This is a genomic window from Halomarinibacterium sedimenti, assembly GCF_019312585.1.
In the GTDB taxonomy this organism is placed as follows: domain Bacteria; phylum Bacteroidota; class Bacteroidia; order Flavobacteriales; family Flavobacteriaceae; genus Halomarinibacterium; species Halomarinibacterium sedimenti.
In genome coordinates, this window is the sequence record NZ_JAHWDP010000003.1 from 557,761 (window position 1) to 579,447 (window position 21,687).

General features: G+C 36.1%; 19 protein-coding genes. 12 read left to right on the forward strand and 7 right to left on the reverse strand.

Translation table 11 applies throughout. The features are described 5' to 3' along the window. The first annotated feature begins 12 nt into the window (after positions 1 to 12). Positions 13 to 1,410 (forward strand): trypsin-like peptidase domain-containing protein, encoded by a 1,398-nt coding sequence (locus tag KXJ69_RS09885; RefSeq protein WP_219052926.1) that lies wholly within the window; start codon positions 13 to 15, stop codon positions 1,408 to 1,410. 139 nt (positions 1,411 to 1,549) lie between these two features. Continuing rightward, a complete protein-coding gene (locus tag KXJ69_RS09890; RefSeq protein ID WP_219052927.1) occupies positions 1,550 to 2,998 on the forward strand; it encodes a glyceraldehyde-3-phosphate dehydrogenase in 1,449 nt (482 codons plus the stop codon). 86 nt (positions 2,999 to 3,084) lie between these two features. On the opposite strand, the gene KXJ69_RS09895 is transcribed toward KXJ69_RS09890, so the two are convergent. From KXJ69_RS09895 to KXJ69_RS09920, 6 genes are all read right to left on the reverse strand, one after another. After that, positions 3,085 to 3,498 (reverse strand): hypothetical protein, encoded by a 414-nt coding sequence (locus KXJ69_RS09895; RefSeq protein WP_219052928.1) that lies wholly within the window; start codon positions 3,496 to 3,498, stop codon positions 3,085 to 3,087. A 680-nt stretch (positions 3,499 to 4,178) separates the two neighbouring features. Further along, entirely contained in the window at positions 4,179 to 5,003 is an 825-nt protein-coding gene (locus KXJ69_RS09900; protein ID WP_219052929.1) for a hypothetical protein, read from the reverse strand. Between the two features lie 155 nt (positions 5,004 to 5,158). After that, on the reverse strand, positions 5,159 to 5,863 hold the full coding sequence (locus KXJ69_RS09905; RefSeq protein WP_219052930.1) for a DUF4386 family protein: 705 nt from the start codon (positions 5,861 to 5,863) through the stop codon (positions 5,159 to 5,161). Between the two features lie 97 nt (positions 5,864 to 5,960). After that, positions 5,961 to 6,503, reverse strand: a complete 543-nt coding sequence (locus KXJ69_RS09910) for a hypothetical protein (RefSeq protein ID WP_219052931.1) — start codon at positions 6,501 to 6,503, stop codon at positions 5,961 to 5,963. A gap of 72 nt (positions 6,504 to 6,575) precedes the next feature. Further along, positions 6,576 to 8,507, reverse strand: coding sequence for a S9 family peptidase (locus KXJ69_RS09915; RefSeq protein WP_219052932.1), 1,932 nt, complete (start codon positions 8,505 to 8,507; stop codon positions 6,576 to 6,578). A 13-nt stretch (positions 8,508 to 8,520) separates the two neighbouring features. Further along, positions 8,521 to 9,936, reverse strand: coding sequence for a Gfo/Idh/MocA family protein (locus tag KXJ69_RS09920; protein WP_219052933.1), 1,416 nt, complete (start codon positions 9,934 to 9,936; stop codon positions 8,521 to 8,523). Positions 9,937 to 10,005: 69 nt separating this feature from the next. Here KXJ69_RS09920 and KXJ69_RS09925 point away from each other — a divergent pair, with 69 nt between their 5' ends. From KXJ69_RS09925 to KXJ69_RS09970, 10 genes are all read left to right on the forward strand, one after another. Next, on the forward strand, positions 10,006 to 10,443 hold the full coding sequence (locus tag KXJ69_RS09925) for a GNAT family N-acetyltransferase (RefSeq protein ID WP_219052934.1): 438 nt from the start codon (positions 10,006 to 10,008) through the stop codon (positions 10,441 to 10,443). 42 nt (positions 10,444 to 10,485) lie between these two features. Beyond that, the gene (locus tag KXJ69_RS09930) at positions 10,486 to 10,980 is read left to right on the forward strand and encodes a tetratricopeptide repeat protein (protein WP_219052935.1); all 495 of its coding nucleotides are present in this window, start codon (positions 10,486 to 10,488) and stop codon (positions 10,978 to 10,980) included. 2 nt (positions 10,981 to 10,982) lie between these two features. Beyond that, a complete protein-coding gene (gene trmD / locus KXJ69_RS09935) occupies positions 10,983 to 11,660 on the forward strand; it encodes a tRNA (guanosine(37)-N1)-methyltransferase TrmD (RefSeq protein ID WP_219052965.1) in 678 nt (225 codons plus the stop codon). 107 nt (positions 11,661 to 11,767) lie between these two features. Beyond that, positions 11,768 to 12,244: a Dps family protein gene (locus tag KXJ69_RS09940; protein ID WP_219052936.1), complete on the forward strand. Its 477-nt coding sequence runs from the start codon at positions 11,768 to 11,770 to the stop codon at positions 12,242 to 12,244. 118 nt (positions 12,245 to 12,362) lie between these two features. Further along, positions 12,363 to 12,713: a 50S ribosomal protein L19 gene (gene rplS / locus KXJ69_RS09945; RefSeq protein ID WP_219052937.1), complete on the forward strand. Its 351-nt coding sequence runs from the start codon at positions 12,363 to 12,365 to the stop codon at positions 12,711 to 12,713. A gap of 566 nt (positions 12,714 to 13,279) precedes the next feature. Further along, the gene (locus tag KXJ69_RS09950; protein ID WP_219052938.1) at positions 13,280 to 15,499 is read left to right on the forward strand and encodes an NADP-dependent isocitrate dehydrogenase; all 2,220 of its coding nucleotides are present in this window, start codon (positions 13,280 to 13,282) and stop codon (positions 15,497 to 15,499) included. A gap of 99 nt (positions 15,500 to 15,598) precedes the next feature. Continuing rightward, positions 15,599 to 17,965, forward strand: coding sequence for a TonB-dependent receptor (locus KXJ69_RS09955; protein ID WP_219052939.1), 2,367 nt, complete (start codon positions 15,599 to 15,601; stop codon positions 17,963 to 17,965). Positions 17,966 to 17,968: 3 nt separating this feature from the next. Next, complete coding sequence (locus KXJ69_RS09960; protein ID WP_219052940.1) at positions 17,969 to 18,868, forward strand: DUF4249 domain-containing protein; 900 nt, start codon at positions 17,969 to 17,971, stop codon at positions 18,866 to 18,868. Positions 18,869 to 18,872: 4 nt separating this feature from the next. Beyond that, positions 18,873 to 19,691: an N-acetylmuramic acid 6-phosphate etherase gene (gene murQ, locus KXJ69_RS09965; RefSeq protein ID WP_219052941.1), complete on the forward strand. Its 819-nt coding sequence runs from the start codon at positions 18,873 to 18,875 to the stop codon at positions 19,689 to 19,691. After that, positions 19,678 to 19,917 (forward strand): DUF6095 family protein, encoded by a 240-nt coding sequence (locus KXJ69_RS09970; RefSeq protein ID WP_219052942.1) that lies wholly within the window; start codon positions 19,678 to 19,680, stop codon positions 19,915 to 19,917. Before murQ ends, KXJ69_RS09970 begins: the two co-directional genes overlap by 14 nt. A 13-nt stretch (positions 19,918 to 19,930) precedes the next feature. Here the strand turns inward: KXJ69_RS09970 and KXJ69_RS09975 are convergent, their stop codons facing one another. After that, positions 19,931 to 21,532 carry a T9SS type A sorting domain-containing protein gene (locus KXJ69_RS09975; RefSeq protein WP_219052943.1) on the reverse strand — a complete coding sequence of 534 codons (1,602 nt, stop codon included), beginning with the start codon at positions 21,530 to 21,532 and terminating at the stop codon, positions 19,931 to 19,933. Positions 21,533 to 21,687: the final 155 nt, after the last annotated feature.

Below are 21,687 nucleotides of genomic sequence, written 5' to 3' on the forward strand. Positions count from 1 at the left end.
ATGAAATCTATTATGAAACAAACAATGCGTTTATTCTTAGTAGCCATCGTAGCGGGAGCTACTACACTTGGCGGATATAAGTTATTCGTCGAAAAAAATGAAACAATGGCAGTTACTGCTGTTTCTGAAACCCCTAATTTTATTCCTACAAACTTTACTGCTAATACTGCGTTACCTTCGGGTGTCGATTTTACCGATGCAGCTAATAAAACAGTACACGCGGTAGTTCACGTAAAAAACACTACCGTAAGTACACAACCCAGAAATATGAGGGATTACTTTTTTGGTGGAGGAACCGCTAGAGAAATGGTGGGGACTGGAAGTGGTGTCATTATTAGCCCAGATGGCTATATCATTACCAACAATCACGTCATTGATAACTCCACCCAATTGGAAGTTACTTTAAACAATAATAAAACCTTTGTGGCAAAACTTATTGGGACAGACCCTAAAACAGACATTGCCCTTATTAAAATTGATGCTAATGAAGAGTTGCCCTTTGTTCCTTTTGCCGATTCCAACAATGTAAAAATTGGAGAATGGGTATTGGCGGTGGGGAATCCTTTTAATTTAACCTCCACAGTAACGGCTGGGATTGTAAGTGCAAAGGCTCGCGATTTAAACGAATTTGATAGCAACCCACAGTCTTTTATACAAACCGATGCCGCAGTGAACCGAGGAAACAGTGGTGGTGCTTTGGTAAATACTGAAGGGCAATTAATTGGAATCAATACTGCGATAACGAGTGAAACAGGATCTTATGTAGGTTATTCTTTTGCGGTACCATCTAATACAGCTCGTAAGGTGATTGAGGATATTATGGAGTTTGGAAATGTGCAGCGTGGAATTTTAGGAATTCAAGGAGGAAGTCTCAACTCCAAAAGAGCCGAAGCTTTAGGAATTAATGAAACTGAAGGTGTTTATGTAGCTGGAATTGAAAAAGGCAGCGGTGCAGATAAAGGAGGTATCAAAGAGGGAGATATTATAAAAAAACTTGATAATTACAAGATTGCAAAGTTTTCGGATTTAGCTGGCTATTTAGGTTCAAAACGGCCTAATGATGTGGTGGATGTGACCGTATTAAGAAATGGAAGCCAAAAAATAATTCCTGTCACCTTAGTGAAATTGGAAGTGTATGAAATTGACGATTTAGGATTGGAAGTAAAAAATGCAACCGAATCTGAGTTAGGCTTACGTGGTATTAAAAACGGCGTAAAAGTAAACCGTGCACTTACCAAGGATATGGCCCGTTATGGACTTGAAGGTATTATTATAACCAAAATTAATGACCAAGAAGTAAAAGACATTGACGATGTGAAAAAGATTATGAACCGTCGAAATTATAACGAGCCTATAAAAATGACATTTGTAAATGAAAGAGGCGAATTAAACTCGTTTATTTTCAGATAAAGAGTCCTTCTATTCAATTTGAAGAGCCTGTTTGAAATGTATTTCGGCAGGCTTTTTTATTTTGTTAAATATCTTTTCCGAAAACGTTTTAGTTGTGTACTTTTGCAAAAATTTTCAACCCCTTTAAAAACATACCCTTATGAGTTTTGATGAAGTTTATGAAAAAGAACTTTCTTTCCAGACCGACCGCCGCAAGGCAAGTGTTCAATTTATTAATATTGTAAGCGACCTTTGGTACGATAAATCAATTGAATTGGTGCTATTCCGCAATCAATTAATAGATAGAAATGTATCAGAAATTTTAAATCTACACGAGTATGCAGTAGAGTTTGTGCAAAAACCTATTTCTATTTTCGACAGCGTAGAAATTGCTGAAGCCATCAAAACTCTTGACCTTCCGCCTGCAAAGTTGGATATTGGAAAACTTACGTATGAGTATCACCTTGAAGACAACCAATATCAGGATGCATTAGCTTTTGTAAGTGCCAAACTAAAAGGGGCTAAAGAGCAAAAAAATATCGTTCCTAAAGATGTCGTGTTATATGGGTTTGGACGAATCGGGAGATTATTAGCGCGCGAATTAATGACACGTACCGGAAAGGGAAGCCAAATGCGACTACGCGCTGTGGTGACTCGTGACAAATCTGATTTAACTGTTTTAGAAAAAAGAGCTTCTTTGTTACAGTATGATTCAGTTCACGGAGATTTCCCTGGCACGGTTAGAGCCGATATTGAAAATAATGCTTTGGTGATTAATGGCACTACTGTGCATATGATTTCTGCCAATGCTCCAGAAGAAATTGATTACACAAAATACGGAATAGAAGATGCCTTAGTAATAGACAACACGGGTGCTTTTAGAGACGATGTTGCCTTAGGACGCCACTTGCAATCAAAAGGCGTTTCAAAAGTATTATTTACCGCACCTGGAAAAAATATTCCTAATATCGTACATGGAGTAAACCACCTTGATTATAATCCTAAAAAAGTGGATATATTCTCTGCAGCTTCTTGTACTACCAATGCCATTACACCCGTATTAAAAGCGGTGGAAGACAGTTTTGGTGTGGTAAAAGGACATCTTGAAACCATTCACGCTTACACCAACGACCAGAATTTGGTAGATAATATGCATAAAAAATACCGACGTGGACGTGCTGCTGCGTTGAATATGGTGATTACCGAAACCGGTGCTGGAAGTGCTGTGAGTAAAGCACTACCCTCTTTTGAAGGAAAGTTAACATCTAATGCCATTCGTGTACCTGTGCCAAATGGTTCTTTAGCCATTCTGAATTTGGAATTGGAAACCCCAACCTCAAAAGATGCTATCAATGCCATTATGAAGAAATATGCTTTGGAAGGGGATTTAGTAGAACAAATCAAGTATTCTTTGAACAACGAATTGGTATCGAGTGATATTATTGGTTCTTCGGCGCCTTCTATTTACGATAGCAATGCAACCATTGTCACTGAAGACGGTAAAAACGTTGTGTTATATGTTTGGTACGATAACGAATATGGGTATAGCCATCAGGTAATCCGTTTGGCAAAGTATATTGCCGAAGTAAGACGTTACACCTATTATTAATGGATTGTCATTCCGAGCGAAGCGAGGAATAAATATAAATTAAAACCCCATCAATGGATGGGGTTTTTCATTTTCTATTAGTATTCTTAAGCTTTCTTAACAGCCATTTTCCCACCTAAATACGCCATGGGAATATACGCCAAAACCAAATCGGTTACGTTATACCACATAGGTGCAGGTAGCATAAATACAGCAGCAATTCCGCCTAATAAGAAAAATACACCCAAGCCCAATGCAAATCGCATTTTGTGGCTTACGGCAATCTTAGCAGCTATAAAAGCCCCTACCAGAGTACCTAATGCATGTGCTAAGAAAGGCACAATAAAATGTTTGGTTTCAAAAAGGTGCATGGTAGCGGCGAGACTTTCCATCGTGGAGTTATCTACCCCCTCGGGTTGCGGAATCACCGAAGGCCCTAATTGAATAATGCCCATATTCACAATGCTGCCCACTACAATTCCTGCAAGGACTGCTAAAATATTTCGTACGATTGGATTCATAATAATCTGGTTGTGGTTATGAAATAAAGATAAAAATAAATGCGTTACCTTCTTTCAAAAAAAATATGTTTACTTTTGTCTCTCTGCATTTAAAACTCCCCAGTTTTAATATATTATTTAAAATGAACCTAAAAGAAATGCTACTTTCGGAGTTTTTAGGGGGTGTACCTGTTTATGTGTGGTTACTTGCACTTTTATTGATTATCATAAATATAATATTAAGCATGATGACTTAATAAAGTATTTATTGCAGCCCTAAAAATTACTTTTTTAAAATACTTTCCAAGGTCTCTCCTTTTGCAACTATAAGGGTTTGCCTTTTTGGTACTATTTCTTGCTTTTAAAGTCATTTTTTATGAGTTTTTAAACTAATAAGCCTACTTATAGAGCATATCATCTAGTTCTATAGGTAATAAAAACCTAGTTTTAAAACTACTCAACTTACTTTAAAAGCAAGAGAAGTTACTTATAAAACTAGTTAACTTACTTTTTAAACAACATATATGACTTTTAGGACAAGTTTTATGACTATTAGAGCATAAATGTTAACGCTAAAGCTTAATAGACTGAATTTATAGCTTAAAACGAAGGTTCGTTTAACGGACTCGGCTATGATTTATAATTTTATTTTCGTGTGGCACAAAACCACAATGAATTATAGCCGTTGTTGTACGTAGTTTTTATTCTGATATATTTTTGATGAAATTATAACAAAACCAACCATCTACATTTTTAAAAACCTGTGGTTTGGCTGTAACACCATCTTTGGTTATTCCAATTCCGTCGGAATATGGTTCCAATGTTATTATTTTATTATAATTAATCCTAAAGTTCTTAATTCCGCTCGAAAAATAGATGTGTTTGTTAGTAATTGCTACCATTCCATTTGCAATAGGAACTATATTAGTCGTTTTAACTGGATGACCTCTAAAACTACTTGTTCTATAATAAATTCCTTTTGCGATTCGAATACTTACACCATCTGAACCACCTTTATATGTTGTTTTAATTCTTTGTTCAAATAATTCAACATTTTGGAATAGCCATATTAATTCTTCGCTTTTTTGAAACTTAAAAGGAAGATTTCCTTCTATTTTCATCCTACTTGTACTTTGCTCTCCATTCAGAAGTTTCCTTAATATAGATGCTCTTATCATTTTACTCAAACTATCATTTTCATTTAGTTGTTCTTGAGTAAGTTTAAAATGCTCCATATATTCACCTAAACTATCTTCTTCTTTATCATCGAGAGTTCCATCATCAAGGAAATTAAGTAAATTATCAGTAAATGTGCTCTCCATTATATCTTCAAACTCATCATAGGGTATAAAGGATTCATCAGCAATTTTTTCAAGTTCTTCTATTTCTACAATTTCGGATTTATCAAAAAATGAATTGCTTTTTTTCTTTATTAATTCCTTACCATTATTGTACTTTACTTCACACTCTTTGTGAAGTTTTTTAAAAATTCCAGCACTTTTTTGGCAATAAGGACATTTTCCCATAGTTCAGTTTTAAATTACCTACAATGTTTTAAGATATCGGTCCGTTTTAATGCTTCAAAGCACTCAGCACAAGGTATCGATATCGATTGTTAAACGAAGTTACGATTTAAGAAAAAAAAATCAATACGGGTTTCCACGTAATTACAACGCCCACCCTACGCTATCCTCACTTTACGTAAAAGAATAGTACCACATACAACCAACCAGAGCATACTTAAAGGACCACCTAATCCAAGTATGGCCAACGCAGGGAATATGGGATGTAAAAAATTAATTAATAAAATACTCCCATTAAACACAGCCCAATACGCCATCCATTTGGGTAGTACATTCGCTTTATACGCTGCCCACCCCATCAAGGAATGCCCTACTATAATAATAAAAAAGGGTCCTATATAATCATTAATCACCATCCAACGATGAAAGGCAAAGGAGGTATATACTTCTATTTGTGTACTTATTTCAGCGGAGGGTGTGGTTTGTTGGATTAATTGGTTTATCAAGCTTACATGCGCCACAAATGCCGAGACTACTACAGGCACTCCAATAATATAGCCTACTAAAGACAGGTTTTTTTGCCAACTACTCACCCCTATTAATTGATATAACACATACCCAAGAACCAACATAAAAGAAAACCCAAGGATGGGCAATATCATTATGTATTTTACAAAATCTGGATTTGAAATAACATTTTGTATCCACGCGTTGATACTACCCCCAGAGAGCGCTTCATTAACAAATAGGGTTCCTTTAATTTCTGAACTAATGGCAAAGGTCAATATGCATAACCCAGCACAGATTCCAGCAATTCCTCCTAACCGGAGCAACCCCGAATGGTTTGGTTGATTAGATTTCATACTGTAATTATTTAAGTGATTAATTTTTATGACTTATAAATACAAATCAAAAATAGTTTTAACCTTAATATCAATTACAATCGTCTTTCATAAAGGTTTAATGTTCAGAATTTTGATTCAAAAAGCGAAATGATTTCATAAATGCATCTACATTTCCATCGGTTTTTCCTAAATATGAAACAGTGTAATGCTTTTTATTCTTTACAAAAATTTTTCCTAAGAAAAGTGCAGGCACCTCTTCTTTAGGCGTAAACACAAAGTAAATTCCTTTATCCTCGCCAATCTCGACGGGTTCTTTAAAATCTAGATCAAAATCATCAGATATACTATTCTTCAAATTTTCAAAGCCTTCATTTAGTAACTCTTCTGAAGTTTTGTTCTTAATTAAACTTTCTGGATAGTCTAAATATTCAACTCTATAAATCTTGTAATTCCCTAATGTCAAACTATAAAGTAGTATATCAAACTTCTCATATCCTAATTTATTTTCAATTACAGATAAACTTGGTTCCCCGGGAAACTTTGCCACAAACCCTGCTTTTTTTGAAGCATATTCACCAGATGTCGTTCTATAAATGTCCTCGCTACCTTCATTACAGGAAACTAAAACAACAAATAGAAAAAAATATAAATATCTCATACTTTAAAATCTATTACAACTCCAACCCTGCTCTATAGTCGCATTTTACCTAAGGGTTAGGTTTGTTTACTTTTATTTTAATTTAGTTTTAAAGAAATTAATCATTTGGGGTAACCAGTTTCTATTTTTCATAACAATATGGTCTGCTCCTTCATCTACTACAAACTCATAATTGGTATAGCGTAATGCCTTTAAATGGGTTACTAGTTGGTAGGCATCGGCAATAGGAACATCATCATCATTGGTGCCATGTACAATCATAAGAGGCGCTTTAAGCCTACTTAACTTATTGGAGATGGCCGCCTTTTTATAGCTTTCTGGGCACTCTTGAGGTAGACACCCCATAAAGGGTTCTACGGCAATTCTAAAGTTTTCTGGATCTAGGGCAGCAGCATTTATATGCCCCGCTTTATACAATTCTGGAAATTCTACCAAAGCACGCAACGCAAAGTGACCACCCCAACTATGTCCATAAATCCCAACCCGGTTTAAATCCATATAGGGTCTTTTTTGTGCCAGTTGCGTAAGGGCTTCTACATGGTCTTCCAACTCCACCTGCCCTAATTTGCCATAACTAAAGTCTTGAAATTCCTTTCCTCTTTCTGAAGTACCTCTACCATCAATATATACTACAATAAAACCCTCTTGAGCTAGTTTATTCATTTCCCATAACGACATATCTAGCACATCCCTTACCACAACATTAATAAATGAGCCTCCGTATATATGTTCCACCACAGGATATTTTTTAGAAGGATCAAAATCAACGGGTTTTAAAATGAAAGTCTGTAATTTTGTGACACCATCTGCTGCTAACACCCATTCATACTCAAAATTTATTGGATTTTGAGAAAATATAGAATCGTTGGCTTGCCAAGGAGAATCGATATAGGCTCCCTGGCTGGTGTAACGTTCTAATTGTAATGTTTTAGGAAGTTCAGACCGAAATACCCATAGTGTGTCCATACTTTTTCTAAAAAAAACATCCAGCATGCCTGGGGAAGTGGTTATCTTTTCAACAATAGGCTTGTTAAGGCTGGTTCTATAAATTTGCAATTGATAGGGATTGTCTTTATTTCCTCGAGCTTTAAAATAAATCCATCCGTTTTCCTTATCAATAGCATCAATAGAAACCACAACACCATTTTCTGAAAAATTTGTCAAGGGTCTTTTTAAGTTTCCAAGGGCATCGTACAAATAAATTTGATTATACCCAGTTTTTTCACTCATCCAAGTAAATTGGTTACGTTCCTCAAAAAATACTACGTGTTTACTATTGATAAGTCGATTACTATACCCTTGCAATAAATTAAGACCTATTAAATAGGACTTGGAAGTTTCTTTTAAAAGGGTGGTTTTAGTTCCTGTGTTAACATCCACAGCAATAAGTTGAACTTCTTTCAACAATCGATTGGCTATTAAAAAATATAATTTTTGGCTGTTAGCACTCCATTGTAACAAATGGATATATGGAAAATTTTCATCAAATTTAATTTCCCTTTTCTCTCCAGAAGTAACAGTAACTATATAAAAAATATGTTTAGGTATGGGTTCACCTGCACGACTATACTTTTTTTTGATTATTTCTTTTGAATCTTTTTTTCTAAGGTCAATTTCAGGTACATTATAATCTTCTACTTGCTTGGCTGCAATGTATCGCCCATTAGGAGACCACATAGCATTGTCCATAGACCAATAGGTGTTTGGGTCTGGATTTAGCAAAATGGTTAAAGAATCTGAAGCTTTGTCCCTAATATAGAGTTTTCCTTCATGTGTTCCTGCAAATTGATTATTGGTTTCCGAATATGGCTCGGTAATGGGGGGCAGATGTGTAAAAAGTCCATCACCTAAAATTTTTGCCTCTGGATTAAAATTATCAAACTTTTCGAAAATCCATTCTGGGAAATCGTTCATCAACTGTCGTGAAACATTTTGACTGTAGCCAGTACATACAAAAATCACCCAAAAGAAAGTGATTCCCCATTTTTCATTTAGCTTCATCATATTGTTTTGTGTATTATAACTCCCACCCTGCTCTATAGTCACGTTTTACCCAACGGTTGGCTTCCTCCCAGTTGGTGACCTTCATATTAGCACCATCCCATAAAATGTTTTTACGCCCTGGGTAGTTGTACGGATCCCAATCCCCTGCTTTTTTCCCTTCTTTAAAGGTTTTGTATTGGTAGGCTTTAATAGCAAGATTCCCCATGAGCACAGCTTCGGTTAAGGGTCCGCCATAGGAGAATGGAGAGGATGTTTTTTTGTTTCCGCTTAAAATAGCTTCTACCCACTCCCCTTGGTGGCTGGTAGTAACTCTAGGCAAGGTAGGTTGTGGTGGTAAAAAGTGATGCATACGCTCACTAGGTAATAGGCGTGGGTTACCCGAGTAAGTATCGGTCACCATAATGCCATCGCTTCCGTGGAAAATACTTCCACCGCCATTTCCGCCCGGGATTTCGCCATCGGCTAATTCTTCGGGTAAATCGGGCATAATTCCGCCATCGTACCAATTTAAAGAAAGGTCGCCGTGTTTCTCGGTATTAAATTTTAAGCGCACCACAGAAGACGGCGGACAGGCTTCGCTATAATCGGCTTCCACAAAATCCCCCGACCAAATCGTGGTACAACTAGCTTCGGCTTCGTAAGGGAATCCAAGCCCTAAGGCTTTAAAAGGTGTTTCCATAATATGGCACCCCATATCGCCCATGGCACCCGTTCCAAAATCCCAGAATCCCCGCCATTTAAACGGTAAATAGTTTTCGTTATAGGGGCGCATTTTGGCAGGGCCTAACCATAAATCCCAATCTAAGGTTTCGGGAATGGGATGACCTTCGGTAATATGCTTAAAGCCTTGTGGCCACACCGGACGGTTGGTCCAGCAATCCACACGGTGTACTTTTCCAATCACGCCACCATTTATCCACTCTTGTGCTATACGAATACCATCGCTCGATGCTCCCTGGTTACCCATTTGGGTGACGATGCCTTGCTCGTTGGCAACGTTTGCCATCATACGGGCTTCGTAGATATTATGCGTTAATGGCTTTTCGACATAGGCGTGTTTACCAGCCTTCATAAATGGAATGGCAATAGTCGCATGGGTATGGTCTGGCGTTGCCACCATGACCGCGTCGATATCTTTTATATGGTTGTCGTATAATTTTCTAAAATCACGATACTTTTTAGCATTGGGATGTGCATTGTAACTATTAGCAGCACGCACATCGTCCACATCGCACAGTGCCACAAACTTTACTTTTCCAGTTTCAAATAATTCGTTCACCACACCACCTCCTCGGCCTCCCACACCCACGGCACCTATGTATAAAGTATCGCTAGGTGCAATGTGATTTCCACCCAAAACAAAACTGGGTACAATAGTAAAAGCGGCACTTGCCGCAGCAGATTTTTTAATAAAGGAACGACGCTTCATAGTTGCAATAGTTTGGTTTACTTTATAAAGATAGTAAAAGATTTGAAAGAAAGTTTCTATCTTCCCACTATGAAAATAGTGCAAGCCACGATTGAAAATTTAGAAGATTTAGCACCCTTGTTTGATGGATACCGAGTGTTTTATAAGCAGCCTTCAGATTTAGAAAAAGCGACCCATTTTTTAACAGAACGATTTCAGAAAAACGACTCGGTTATTTTTATGGCTTTTGAAGGTACTTCGGCATTAGGGTTTACGCAGTTGTATCCTAGTTTTTCTTCGGTTTCGATGCAACGGACTTATATTCTGAATGATTTATTTGTCGCTTCAGGAGCACGTGGAAAAGGGGTTGGTGAAACTATAATGAATAAAGCTAAAGCATTTGCTATCTCTGAAAAGGCAAAAGGAATTACTTTAGAAACCGATGTGACCAATCCTGCACAAAAACTCTACGAACGCTTAGGATGGACAAAAGACACCGAAGTTTTTCACTACACTTGGAAGGTATAACAGGAGGATTTTCCGTATTTTTGAACTTTAAATTATAGCACCATGGATCACTTAACAAAACTTGAAGAATTACTAGACCAAGCCAATACCGATATTAAAAATGGGTTGTATGATGAGGCCACCAACAAGCTTGAAAATATTATAAGCATAGACCCTAACTTTGGGAAAGCATACAATCATATGGGGTATCTGTATGAGGTAAAGTTTAAAGATTACGAAAAAGGGGAAACACTTTACAAATTGTGTTTAGAGAAAACTCCTATGTATCCTAGTGTCTATTATAACTATGCCATTTTACTTTCTACACTTGGTAAATATGACGAATTAAAAGAGTTGCTAGATCAAGCCATGAATATCCCTGGAATTACAAAATCTACCATTTATAATGAGTATGCTATTATGTATGAACAGCAAGGCAAACTGGATGAAGCCATTGAACACTATCGAAAAGCAGGATTAAATACGCTTGACAAAGGAGTTCTAGACAGAGCCAAAACCTCTATTGAACGTTGTAAATCTAAAAAAGAATTATTCTAATGATGCGATTCGACATCATTACTGTCCTCCCAGAATTAATACAATCTCCATTTGAAGCTTCTATCTTAAAACGAGCGATGGAAAAGGAATTGGTGGAAGTTCATTTTCACAATTTACGGGATTATGCCACCAACAAATACAAGCAGGTAGATGACTACCAGTTTGGTGGTGGTGCAGGAATGGTGATGATGATTGAGCCTATCGATAAATGTATTTCGGGCCTAAAGGCTGAAAGAGACTACGACGAAATTATCTATATGACACCTGATGGTGAAACCCTAAATCAAGGGATTGCCAACGAACTTTCGTTAAAAGGCAATATGATTATTCTTTGCGGTCATTACAAAGGTGTCGACCAGCGGGTGCGGGACCATTTTATTACACGAGAGATTTCGGTGGGAGATTATGTGTTAAGTGGCGGTGAATTAGCAGCCGCTATTTTGTGTGATACAGTCATTCGGTTAATCCCAGGAGTGTTAAGTAACGAAACCAGTGCCTTAACGGATTCTTTTCAAGACGATTTATTAGCTCCTCCTATTTACACCCGTCCAGCCGAATATAAAGGTTGGAAAGTTCCGGATATTCTTCTTAGTGGACATACAGCAAAAATTGACGAATGGCGCGAAGCCCAATCGGTAAAAAGAACCGAAGAAAAAAGACCGGATTTACTTAATAAGTAATCTCTATTCCGTGTTCATTTTATACTATCACAAAAACTTTTTATTTAAGCAGTTTATCATTAATTTTATCTATAGAAAAATGAAGTTGAACTTATTAAATAAAAATTATGAGTGCATTAAATAAAATTGGGCTAGACACCCAAAAAAGTGAAGAACTTTCCGAATTATTAAGCGATTTATTATCGAACTACACGATATTCTATCAAAACGTAAGAGGATACCACTGGAATGTGAAAGGTGAGAAATTCTTCGAATTACATTTAAAATTTGAAGAACTCTACAACAACCTATTTTTAAAGATTGATGAAATAGCGGAGCGTATTTTGACCTTAGGGTATGCACCCAATCATAAATCATCAGACTATTTAAAAACTTCCTCAATAAAAGAAACAGATGAGGTGAATGACGGATTTAAGGCTGTTGGTAACATTTTAAATTCGTTACAAGAGTTACTTGTAAAGCAACGAGTAATCTTAGATTTATCTTCTGAAATCAATGACGAAGGAACCAACTCGATGATGAGTGACTATATCCGTGAGCAAGAGAAACTTGTATGGATGTATTCTGCCTTTTTAAATAAATAAAAAACTGGGATTAAAGTTGCAAGAAGTGTAAAATTGTTTATTTTTGCACCCACTTAATCCAACCTCTGGCGATATACGTGAATGTTGTTTTAAGATTAACCATTTTGAAATTAAAATTATGGAATCGTTAATTAAATTTGTTCAAGACGAATTTGTAACTAAAAAAGAATTCCCAGCGTTTTCTGCTGGAGACACCATTACTGTATACTACGAGATTCGTGAAGGTGAAAAAACAAGAACACAGTTCTTTAAAGGTGTTGTTATCCAAGTAAAAGGAACAGGACTTACAAAGACCTTTACCATTAGAAAAATGTCTGGAACGGTGGGTGTAGAACGTATATTCCCTATCAATTTACCAACACTTCAAAAAATTGAAGTAAACAAAAAAGGTAGCGTACGTAGAAAACGTATCTATTACTTCAGAGGTCTTACTGGTAAAAAAGCTAGAATTAAAGAAAACAAGTATTAAGATTTTTTATAAAATCACCTTAAAAACGGCTCTCTTAAAGGAGCCGTTTTTTTATTGACAATTGTTAATAACACTAGTTAATAACGTGTTATTATTTAACTACTTATAAAATTTGTAGAATTCATTTCTTGTGCTACATTAGCACTATCAAAACGGTTACACAATCGTGGAGATACCATAAAGTAACGTTCTTTATATATCTTTTTTAATTGCTTAAAACACAAAAACCTCATTGAGACTTCTGTGTATAGATTAAAAAAGAACGAGTGGAATTTTTTTAATGTCAGGTTGGTTTCTAATCAATATAGCGTTAAGAAAATCACACTCATTGAACCTAGTCACAGCCGCAGGGGTATAATAAACCTGCCTCGAGTCGTAAAGATTGGTTGGTAACGATTCGGTTCACAAGAAGCCATATCAAAGTAGCAATACAATGATATGGCTTTTCTTGTTTTTGGTTTATTTCTAACATTTTCTTAGGACCCTTTTTCTTGAAACCTTGCTCTGTAAATTGTATATTTGCGAGCCTTTTAATATTTCGAAAAAACATTTCAAAACTGAAATCTATGACAAAATTAGCCAAGATAATTTACACAAAAACAGACGAAGCCCCATTTTTAGCAACACATTCTTTACTCCCCATAATAAAGGCTTTCACAAAATCATCAAATATTGATGTTGAAACAAGAGATATATCATTGGCTGGTAGAATCATAGCAAACTTCCCTGAATATTTAAAAGAAGAGCAACGTATGAGTGATGCGTTGAGCGAATTAGGGGACTTGGCAAAAAAACCTGAAGCCAATATTATTAAACTTCCCAATATTAGTGCTTCTATTCCACAGTTGTTAGAGGCCATTTCAGAATTACAAAACAAGGGATACGCATTACCAGATTATCCTGAAGAACCAAAAACCGAAGAGGAGAAAAAAGTAAAAACCAAGTATGATAAAATTAAAGGAAGTGCAGTAAATCCAGTACTTCGTGAAGGAAACAGCGACCGTCGCGCACCGTTAGCGGTTAAAAATTATGCCAAGAAAAATCCGCATAGCATGGGTGCATGGAGAAGTGATTCTAAAACTCATGTTGCCACTATGGAAAGTGGTGACTTTTTTCACAACGAAAAATCTGTTACCATTAAAAATGCAGGAAGGGTAAAGGTGATACTAAATGACAATGCAGGAAATGAAATTGTTCTAAAAGAAACAATCCCTGTTCTAGAAGGTGAAATTATTGACGCCACTACCATGGAAAAAAAGGCGCTACTTTCTTTTCTAGCCGAACAAGTGAAAGATGCAAAAGATAAAGGAGTATTGTTTTCATTACATATGAAGGCAACCATGATGAAGGTTAGTGACCCAATTATTTTTGGACACGCGGTTGAAGTTTTCTTTTCAGAATTGTTTAAAAAACACCAAGTTACTTTTGAAAAAATTGGGGTAGATGTTCGTAACGGGTTTGGTGATTTAACAAGTAAACTTGATGAGCTTTCTTCAGAAAATCGTTCAGAAATTGAAAAAGATATTCAGGCAATTTTAAACCAAGGCCCAGACTTGGCGATGGTGAATAGCGATAAAGGAATTACCAATCTTCACGTACCTAGTGATGTCATTATTGATGCATCTATGCCTGCGATGATTCGAAATTCGGGACAAATGTGGGATAAAGAGGGTAAAACGCAAGACACCAAGGCTGTTATTCCAGATAGTAGTTATGCTCCGGTTTACGCTGCCACAATTGACTTCTGTAAAAAGAATGGTGCCTTTGATCCAACCACCATGGGAACGGTTCCAAACGTTGGCTTAATGGCTCAAAAAGCAGAAGAATATGGGTCTCATGACAAAACGTTCGAAATTCCTAAGGATGGAACAGTGAAAGTGATTGATCAAGACAGAATCACTTTAATGGAACATAATGTTTCTCAAGGCGATATTTGGCGTATGTGTCAAGTAAAAGATGCTCCTATTCAAGATTGGGTTAAGTTAGCTTTTAGCAGAGCAAAAGCTACAGGGTGGCCAACCGTTTTTTGGTTGGATGAAGCCCGTGCGCACGATGCTCAAATTATTAACAAAGTAACTACCTATTTAAAAGATTACGATACTTCTGGTTTAGACATTAAAATTCTTTCCCCAGAAAAAGCAACCGAATATACATTGGCTAGAGTAAAACGCGGCGAAAATACCATTTCTGTAACAGGTAATGTACTTCGTGATTACTTAACAGACCTTTTCCCTATTTTGGAATTAGGAACAAGTGCAAAGATGCTTTCTATTGTTCCATTAATGAATGGTGGTGGTTTATTTGAAACAGGTGCTGGGGGTTCTGCTCCCAAGCACGTGGAGCAATTTGTGGAAGAAGGACATTTGCGATGGGATTCCTTAGGTGAGTTTTTGGCATTAGCCGTATCCTTGGAACATTTAGGTGAAAGACTAAATAATCCTAAAGCATTGATACTTTCTGAAACCCTTGATAAAGCCACGGAAAAGTTATTGGAAAATGGAAAATCTCCTTCTCGAAAAGTAAATGAATTGGACAACAGAGGCAGTCATTTTTATTTAGCCTTGTATTGGGCTGAAGGATTGGCCAATCAAAATAAGGATGAAGCATTGAAAATGTACTTTGCTCCTATAGCTTCAAAATTAAAGGAAAACGAAACCCAAATTGTACAAGAATTAAATGCTGCTCAAGGTCACCGAGTAGATATAGATGGCTATTATTTTCCAAGTGAAGATTTGGTGAATAAAGAAATGAGAGCAAGTTCAACCTTAAATTCAATTTTAGGGTAACTTTTAATAAAATAAATAATAGTTAAAAAAGTGCTTTATCCTAAAGCACTTTTTTTAATTGAAGTCAATCCACTATTTTTGAAAGAAACTAAAATTGCCTTGAAAAAATTACTATTCTTCACTTGTTTTCTTTTCAGTATTTATAGCCAAAGTCAACAAAAATTCACAATTAATGGAACCTTATTAGAAGACGCTACAGGAGAAACCCTTATTGGTGTCAATGTGCTATTACCAGAGTTACAAACGGGGACCATTACTAACGAATATGGTTTTTATTCCATAACCCTTCCTGAAGGAGTTTATGAGGTCCTTTTTAGCAGTTTAGGGTTTGCAACTGTTACTGAATCTATTACGCTCGACAAGAACATTACCCTAAACATTTCCCTAAAGACTGACACTGAACAACTAGACGAAGTGGTCATCACGGCAGATGTAGAGCGAGCCAATATAAAAACTCCGCAAATGAGTGTAAATACACTTACTGCGGGCACCATTAAAAACATCCCTGTGGTGTTGGGAGAAGCCGATGTTATAAAATCTTTGTTATTATTACCAGGGGTTAGTAATGCTGGTGAAGGTTCTTCGGGCTTTAATGTAAGAGGTGGAGCTGTAGATCAAAACCTTATTTTGTTGGATGAAGCCACTATTTTTAATTCTTCACACTTGTTCGGATTTTTCTCTGTGTTTAACCCAGATGCTATTAAAGATGTAAAATTGTTTAAAGGAAGTATTCCCTCACGATATGGAGGAAGGGTTTCTTCGGTATTGGAAATTTTTCAGAAAGAAGGAAATAGCAAAGAATTAAAATTTAATGGAGGGATTGGCGCTGTTTCCAGTAGACTGCTCGCCGAAGGCCCTATCGTAAAGGATAAGTCGGCTTTTTTAATTGGTGGAAGAGCTTCCTATGCACACTTATTTCTTCCCTTATTTGACATTAATAATAGTGCTTATTTTTACGATTTAAACACCAAATTGAATTACCGAATTAATGAAAATAACAATATTTTTCTTTCGGGTTATTTTGGTCGAGACCTCTTCAGTATAAACGATAATTTTGTGAATGTCTATGGAAATGCATTGGTTAACTTTCGATGGAATCACATCTTTTCAGATAAGTTATTTTCAAATGCCTCCTTAATTTATTCAGATTACTATTACGGATTAGAACTGGATTTTGTGGGGTTTGAATGGAATTCTGGTATCCAGAATTTTAATTTGAAATACGATTTAAAACATTATTTAACAGACAAGCTTCAAGTAAATTATGGGCTAAACAACATCTATTACGGTTTCAATCCAGGTGAAATAAAACCTAATAGTGCCGACTCCGGAATTGTGGAAGAACAACTTATAAAAAAGTACGCAAACGAATCGGCTATCTATGTTGACATAGAACAGGATGTAACGAATAAATTAAGTGTTCAATACGGGGTTCGATTAAGTCATTTTATTCGGTTTGGACAAAAAGAAATCAATGTGTATGCAGATAACAATCCTGTTCTTTTTGACCCCTTCACTCTTATTTACGAAAAAGCAGAACCTATTGAAACCATTGCTTCCTCTAGGAGTGATCAATTAAAATCGTATACCAATTTTGAACCACGTATTGCTGCGGCCTATGCCTTTACCGATGATTTGTCGATAAAAGCAAGCTATACAAGATTGTCACAATATTTACATTTGCTTTCAAATACCAGCTCTCCTACCCCATTAGATGTTTGGACTCCCAGTGGTCCATTTGTAAAACCCCAGCTGTTAGACCAATATGCGTTTGGAGTCTTTAAAAATATTTTAAATCGAGATTTTACCCTTGAAGCAGAGGTGTATTATAAAGACATTCAAAATAGAATCGATTATATAGATGGTGCCGACTTAATTGCTAATGATGCGATAGAACAGGTAATATTAAACGGGGAAGCACGTGCCTACGGGTTAGAATTACTTTTGAGAAAAAATACAGGAAAGCTACAAGGGTGGGTTTCGTACACACTTTCAAAATCTGAGCAACGCACCCCACCAAGAAATGAAAATGAAACAGGTATTAATAATGGGGAATGGTATAATACGCCTTATGATAAGCCTCATGACATTTCAATTTATGGAAATTATGAATTAAACAAGAAATGGAGTTTCAATTCAAATTTTGTGTTTCAAACAGGAAGACCTACCAACTATCCTATTGGGCAATTTGTTTTTCAAGATATTGTGGTGCCCTATTATGGCTTCAGAAATGTAGAAAGACTTCCAAGCTATCACAGGATGGATCTTTCGGCAATATACACCCCAACAAAAAAAGAGAACAAGAGCTGGAGTAGTGAATGGGTTCTTAGTATTTACAATGTGTATAATCGAAGAAATGCGGCCTCCATTAACTTTAGACAAAATGAAGACACAGGAGTCAATGAAGCCGTAAGAACGTCCATATTTGGAATTGTTCCTTCGGTTACCTATAATTTTAAATTTTAAGATATGGCAAGATATTTTTATATAGTAACTTTTATAACGCTACTATTTTCATCGTGTGAAGATGTCATTGAAGTAGATGTACCTATAGACGAACCTAGGCTTGTTTTAGACGCCCTTATTCGAGTAGACACAACGCAGGAGTTTGTAGATGTAAAAATTAAAGTAACAAAAACCAATGCCTTTTTTGACAATGTTGAAGTAGTTTCAGACCTACAAAATATTTACATCTATTATGGGGTAGAAAATGAGTATGGCGAACTTATAGGTGGTTTTTATTCCAATTTGGCAGAGCTAGAATCAGGAAGTGGTATTTACGAACCAGATCCAACGTTTACTTCAGATCAGCGAATTAGAACAGATTATATTGAAAATGAAACAGCTTTTTGGTTAATATTAGATTATGAAGATCGAAGGTATGCCGCAAAAACGTATTATGCTACTTCGGTAGAAATTGAAACTTTGGAGGAAGGAGATGGAACCTTATTTGGTGATGATGAAACGGAATTAATCATCTCTTTTACCGATACACCCGAAAAGGAAAATTATTATGTCTTTGATTTTGACTTTGGAAATTTTCTCACTTCGGAAGATACTTTTTATGAAGGACAACCCTTTAGTTTTTCGTACTTTTATGATGAAAGTTTTGAGCAAGGAGCAGAAATAACAGTAAGCATTTTAGGAGCAAATGAAGACTTTTATAATTATATGACACTATTGATTGAGCAAAGCGAAGGTGGTTTTGGACCTTTTCAAACCCCAGTAGCCACCGTTAGAGGAAATATTTTTGATGTTACAGGAATAGATAATATTAATCAATTTGATAATGTAGGTCAACCGGATAATTTTCCGTTAGGGTATTTTGCAGTTGTCCAATCTTTTACTCAGACTTTAATTATAGAGTAACAAAATGAATTTTAAAAAAACTACCGAAGAAGATTCACGATATAATCATTTGGAAAAAATGAGTCTTCTTGAATTGTTGTCACATATAAATACCGAAGATAAAACAGTTCCATTAGCTGTAGAAAAGGCTCTTCCCCAAATTGAAAAATTAAGTCAAAAAATAATTGAAAAATTAAATGAAGGCGGAAGGTTATTTTACCTAGGTGCTGGTACAAGTGGACGGTTAGGCATTGTTGATGCTAGTGAATGCCCCCCAACTTTTGGCGTGCCTCACGAGCTAGTTATTGGTCTTATTGCAGGGGGTGACAGTGCTATAAGAAAAGCGGTAGAATTTGCCGAAGACTCAAAAACTCAAGGTTGGGAAGATCTGCAAAAGCATCATATTTCTTCAAAAGACGTGGTGGTCGGAATTGCAGCATCGGGAACCACCCCATATGTTATTGGAGCTTTGGAGCAATGTAATAAAAACAATATTTATACAGGCTGTATTACTTGTAATGAAGGAAGTCCATTAGCAACTACAGCACAATTTCCTATTGTGGTGGTCGTAGGTCCAGAATTTGTTACTGGTAGTACTAGAATGAAAGCAGGAACTGCACAGAAGTTAGTGTTGAATATGCTCTCTACAGTGACTATGATTCAGTTGGGCAAAGTAAAAGGAAATAAAATGGTCGATATGCAATTGAGTAATAATAAATTGGTCGATCGTGGCACCCGTATGATTATGGAAGCACTGGACATTAAAGAAGACGAAGCAGAATTTTTACTAAAAAAACACGGCAGTGTTCGTAAAGCCATTGATACCTATAATGAAAGATCCTAATCAAAAATATACAGACAAAAAACTATTGGTAAAAGGGATTAAAAGAATGGCCATTTCCATTCCTTTATTGGTCCTAACCACATACATATTAACGTTTGCATTTTTAAATAAAGAAACTATACCTCTCTACGTATTTCTTCCATTGGGCATTATATTTATGGGGATAACTATTTATTTAATCTTTAATGGATTAAAAAAAATATTATCTGCTGTTTTTGATAAATAACTCTTAAAAAAGTTTATTCAGTTTTCAAAATTCTAACAGAGTTTTCCCCACTTTCTGAAACTATTTTCACAATATAAACTGCGGAAGCTAACTTAGATAAATCAATAGATACAGAATCTGCATCAACTTTCTGTGTTAATACTATCTGTCCCAATAAATTATATATTGAAACACTTTTTAACACTTCAGAAAATTCAATATTTACATAGTCTGAAAAAGGGTTAGGGTAAATTGTAAGCTTATCTAAATCAAAATCACCGTTATTCAAAACGATTAGAGTGATAGTTACGGCAAAGGGCTCGCTTAAACAATCATCTACTATATTTACCGCCCAATAGGTAGTAGCATCTTCTAAAAGTGTGGTGCTTAATAGCGGATTAGTTCCAGCTAATGCATCTGCTTCAGTTGCAAACCAAGTAACATCATTAGGGGTAACAACAATATCCTCAATGGTAGCCCCTTCATCAAATGTTTGGTTTGCATCTCCTGTAGGCGTTGGTGGTGGTGTGCATAAAATTGTAACGGTCACTGCAAAAGGTTCGCTTAAACAACCCCCTACTATATTCACAGCCCAATAAGTTGTAGCATCTTCTAAGACTGTGTTTCCAGGAAGTGGATTTACATTATTCAAGGCATCTGCTTCTGTGGCAAACCAAGTTACGTTGGAAGGTGTAATGACAATATCATCTAAAGTTGCTCCTTCATTAAAAGTTTGATTTGCATCTCCAGTAGGAGTTGGTGGTGTAGTACAAGGCGACAAATCAAGTCTTCCAAAGAATTGACTTGAACTACCAGAAATAGAGCTGGCGACTCCAGTTCCTGGATTTAAAATATAAACCCCAGAGCCATTAGAAATTAAAATATTTCCATCGCCTAATTGCGCCACACCTCTTAAACTTCCTTGGACTCCCCAATAATTTAATATCGACCCATCACTCTCGGCAAATTCATACAACCCGGAAGAATTAGCGCCGGCAGTACTAAAAACAGCTGCATACACAGAATTATTTGCTGTACTTTGTTCTATTTGTTGAATAAAATTAACCACTCCAGTTCCAACAATATCTCCTAAAATAGCACCACTATAATCTCTACGTTCAATTTTAGACTCTGTTGCTCCAATATATGAAACATAGACTTCCGTACCAGTATCAATAATATCGAAAGACGAACCTAAACTTGAAGTATCAAAAAAGCCAAGGTTTGTACCATTTAAGTCAAAACGAACAATTGAATCTCCAGGGGCACCATTATTACTTCCTGCATTGGTAACCCATACTTCGGTTTCATTTACTACCGCCATTCCTTTTATATTATCTAAGCCACCACTAATAGTGCTAATATAATTTCCATCTAAATCAAATCGATCTATTCGATCTTCTAGTTGGTCACTTATCCAGATTTCCTCATTAACCTGAATAATTCCCTTAGGAGTGCCTTGATTCAAAGGTGTCAAATCAATAAAAGTTGGATCTACTATACTCCCATTATTTGGGTCGAGTAAAACAACAAATGGTTCTTGTAGTATGGCTATTCTTTCCTGAGCATTTATAGATGAAATACTAACAAAAAGAATTAATAATAATGCAAGTGAAGAGAGATATTTCTGTTTCATAAAATGATTATTTAGATGAAATGAAATATACAAAAAATAGTATAAAAAAACCCCTCCAATATTTTGGAGGGGTTTTTAAAAGAAGGCGGCGACCTACTTTTCCACATAGATGCAGTATCATCGGCGCAATCGGGCTTAACTTCCCTGTTCGGAAT

Coding starts and splice junctions, on each gene's coding strand:
- KXJ69_RS09885 (WP_219052926.1), top strand. CDS start 13: ATGAAACAAACAATGCGTTTATTCTTAGTAGCCATCGTAGCGGGAGCT.
- KXJ69_RS09890 (WP_219052927.1), top strand. CDS start 1,550: ATGAGTTTTGATGAAGTTTATGAAAAAGAACTTTCTTTCCAGACCGAC.
- KXJ69_RS09895 (WP_219052928.1), bottom strand. CDS start 3,498: ATGAATCCAATCGTACGAAATATTTTAGCAGTCCTTGCAGGAATTGTA.
- KXJ69_RS09900 (WP_219052929.1), bottom strand. CDS start 5,003: ATGGGAAAATGTCCTTATTGCCAAAAAAGTGCTGGAATTTTTAAAAAA.
- KXJ69_RS09905 (WP_219052930.1), bottom strand. CDS start 5,863: ATGAAATCTAATCAACCAAACCATTCGGGGTTGCTCCGGTTAGGAGGA.
- KXJ69_RS09910 (WP_219052931.1), bottom strand. CDS start 6,503: ATGAGATATTTATATTTTTTTCTATTTGTTGTTTTAGTTTCCTGTAAT.
- KXJ69_RS09915 (WP_219052932.1), bottom strand. CDS start 8,507: ATGATGAAGCTAAATGAAAAATGGGGAATCACTTTCTTTTGGGTGATT.
- KXJ69_RS09920 (WP_219052933.1), bottom strand. CDS start 9,936: ATGAAGCGTCGTTCCTTTATTAAAAAATCTGCTGCGGCAAGTGCCGCT.
- KXJ69_RS09925 (WP_219052934.1), top strand. CDS start 10,006: ATGAAAATAGTGCAAGCCACGATTGAAAATTTAGAAGATTTAGCACCC.
- KXJ69_RS09930 (WP_219052935.1), top strand. CDS start 10,486: ATGGATCACTTAACAAAACTTGAAGAATTACTAGACCAAGCCAATACC.
- trmD (WP_219052965.1), top strand. CDS start 10,983: ATGCGATTCGACATCATTACTGTCCTCCCAGAATTAATACAATCTCCA.
- KXJ69_RS09940 (WP_219052936.1), top strand. CDS start 11,768: ATGAGTGCATTAAATAAAATTGGGCTAGACACCCAAAAAAGTGAAGAA.
- rplS (WP_219052937.1), top strand. CDS start 12,363: ATGGAATCGTTAATTAAATTTGTTCAAGACGAATTTGTAACTAAAAAA.
- KXJ69_RS09950 (WP_219052938.1), top strand. CDS start 13,280: ATGACAAAATTAGCCAAGATAATTTACACAAAAACAGACGAAGCCCCA.
- KXJ69_RS09960 (WP_219052940.1), top strand. CDS start 17,969: ATGGCAAGATATTTTTATATAGTAACTTTTATAACGCTACTATTTTCA.
- murQ (WP_219052941.1), top strand. CDS start 18,873: ATGAATTTTAAAAAAACTACCGAAGAAGATTCACGATATAATCATTTG.
- KXJ69_RS09970 (WP_219052942.1), top strand. CDS start 19,678: ATGAAAGATCCTAATCAAAAATATACAGACAAAAAACTATTGGTAAAA.
- KXJ69_RS09975 (WP_219052943.1), bottom strand. CDS start 21,532: ATGAAACAGAAATATCTCTCTTCACTTGCATTATTATTAATTCTTTTT.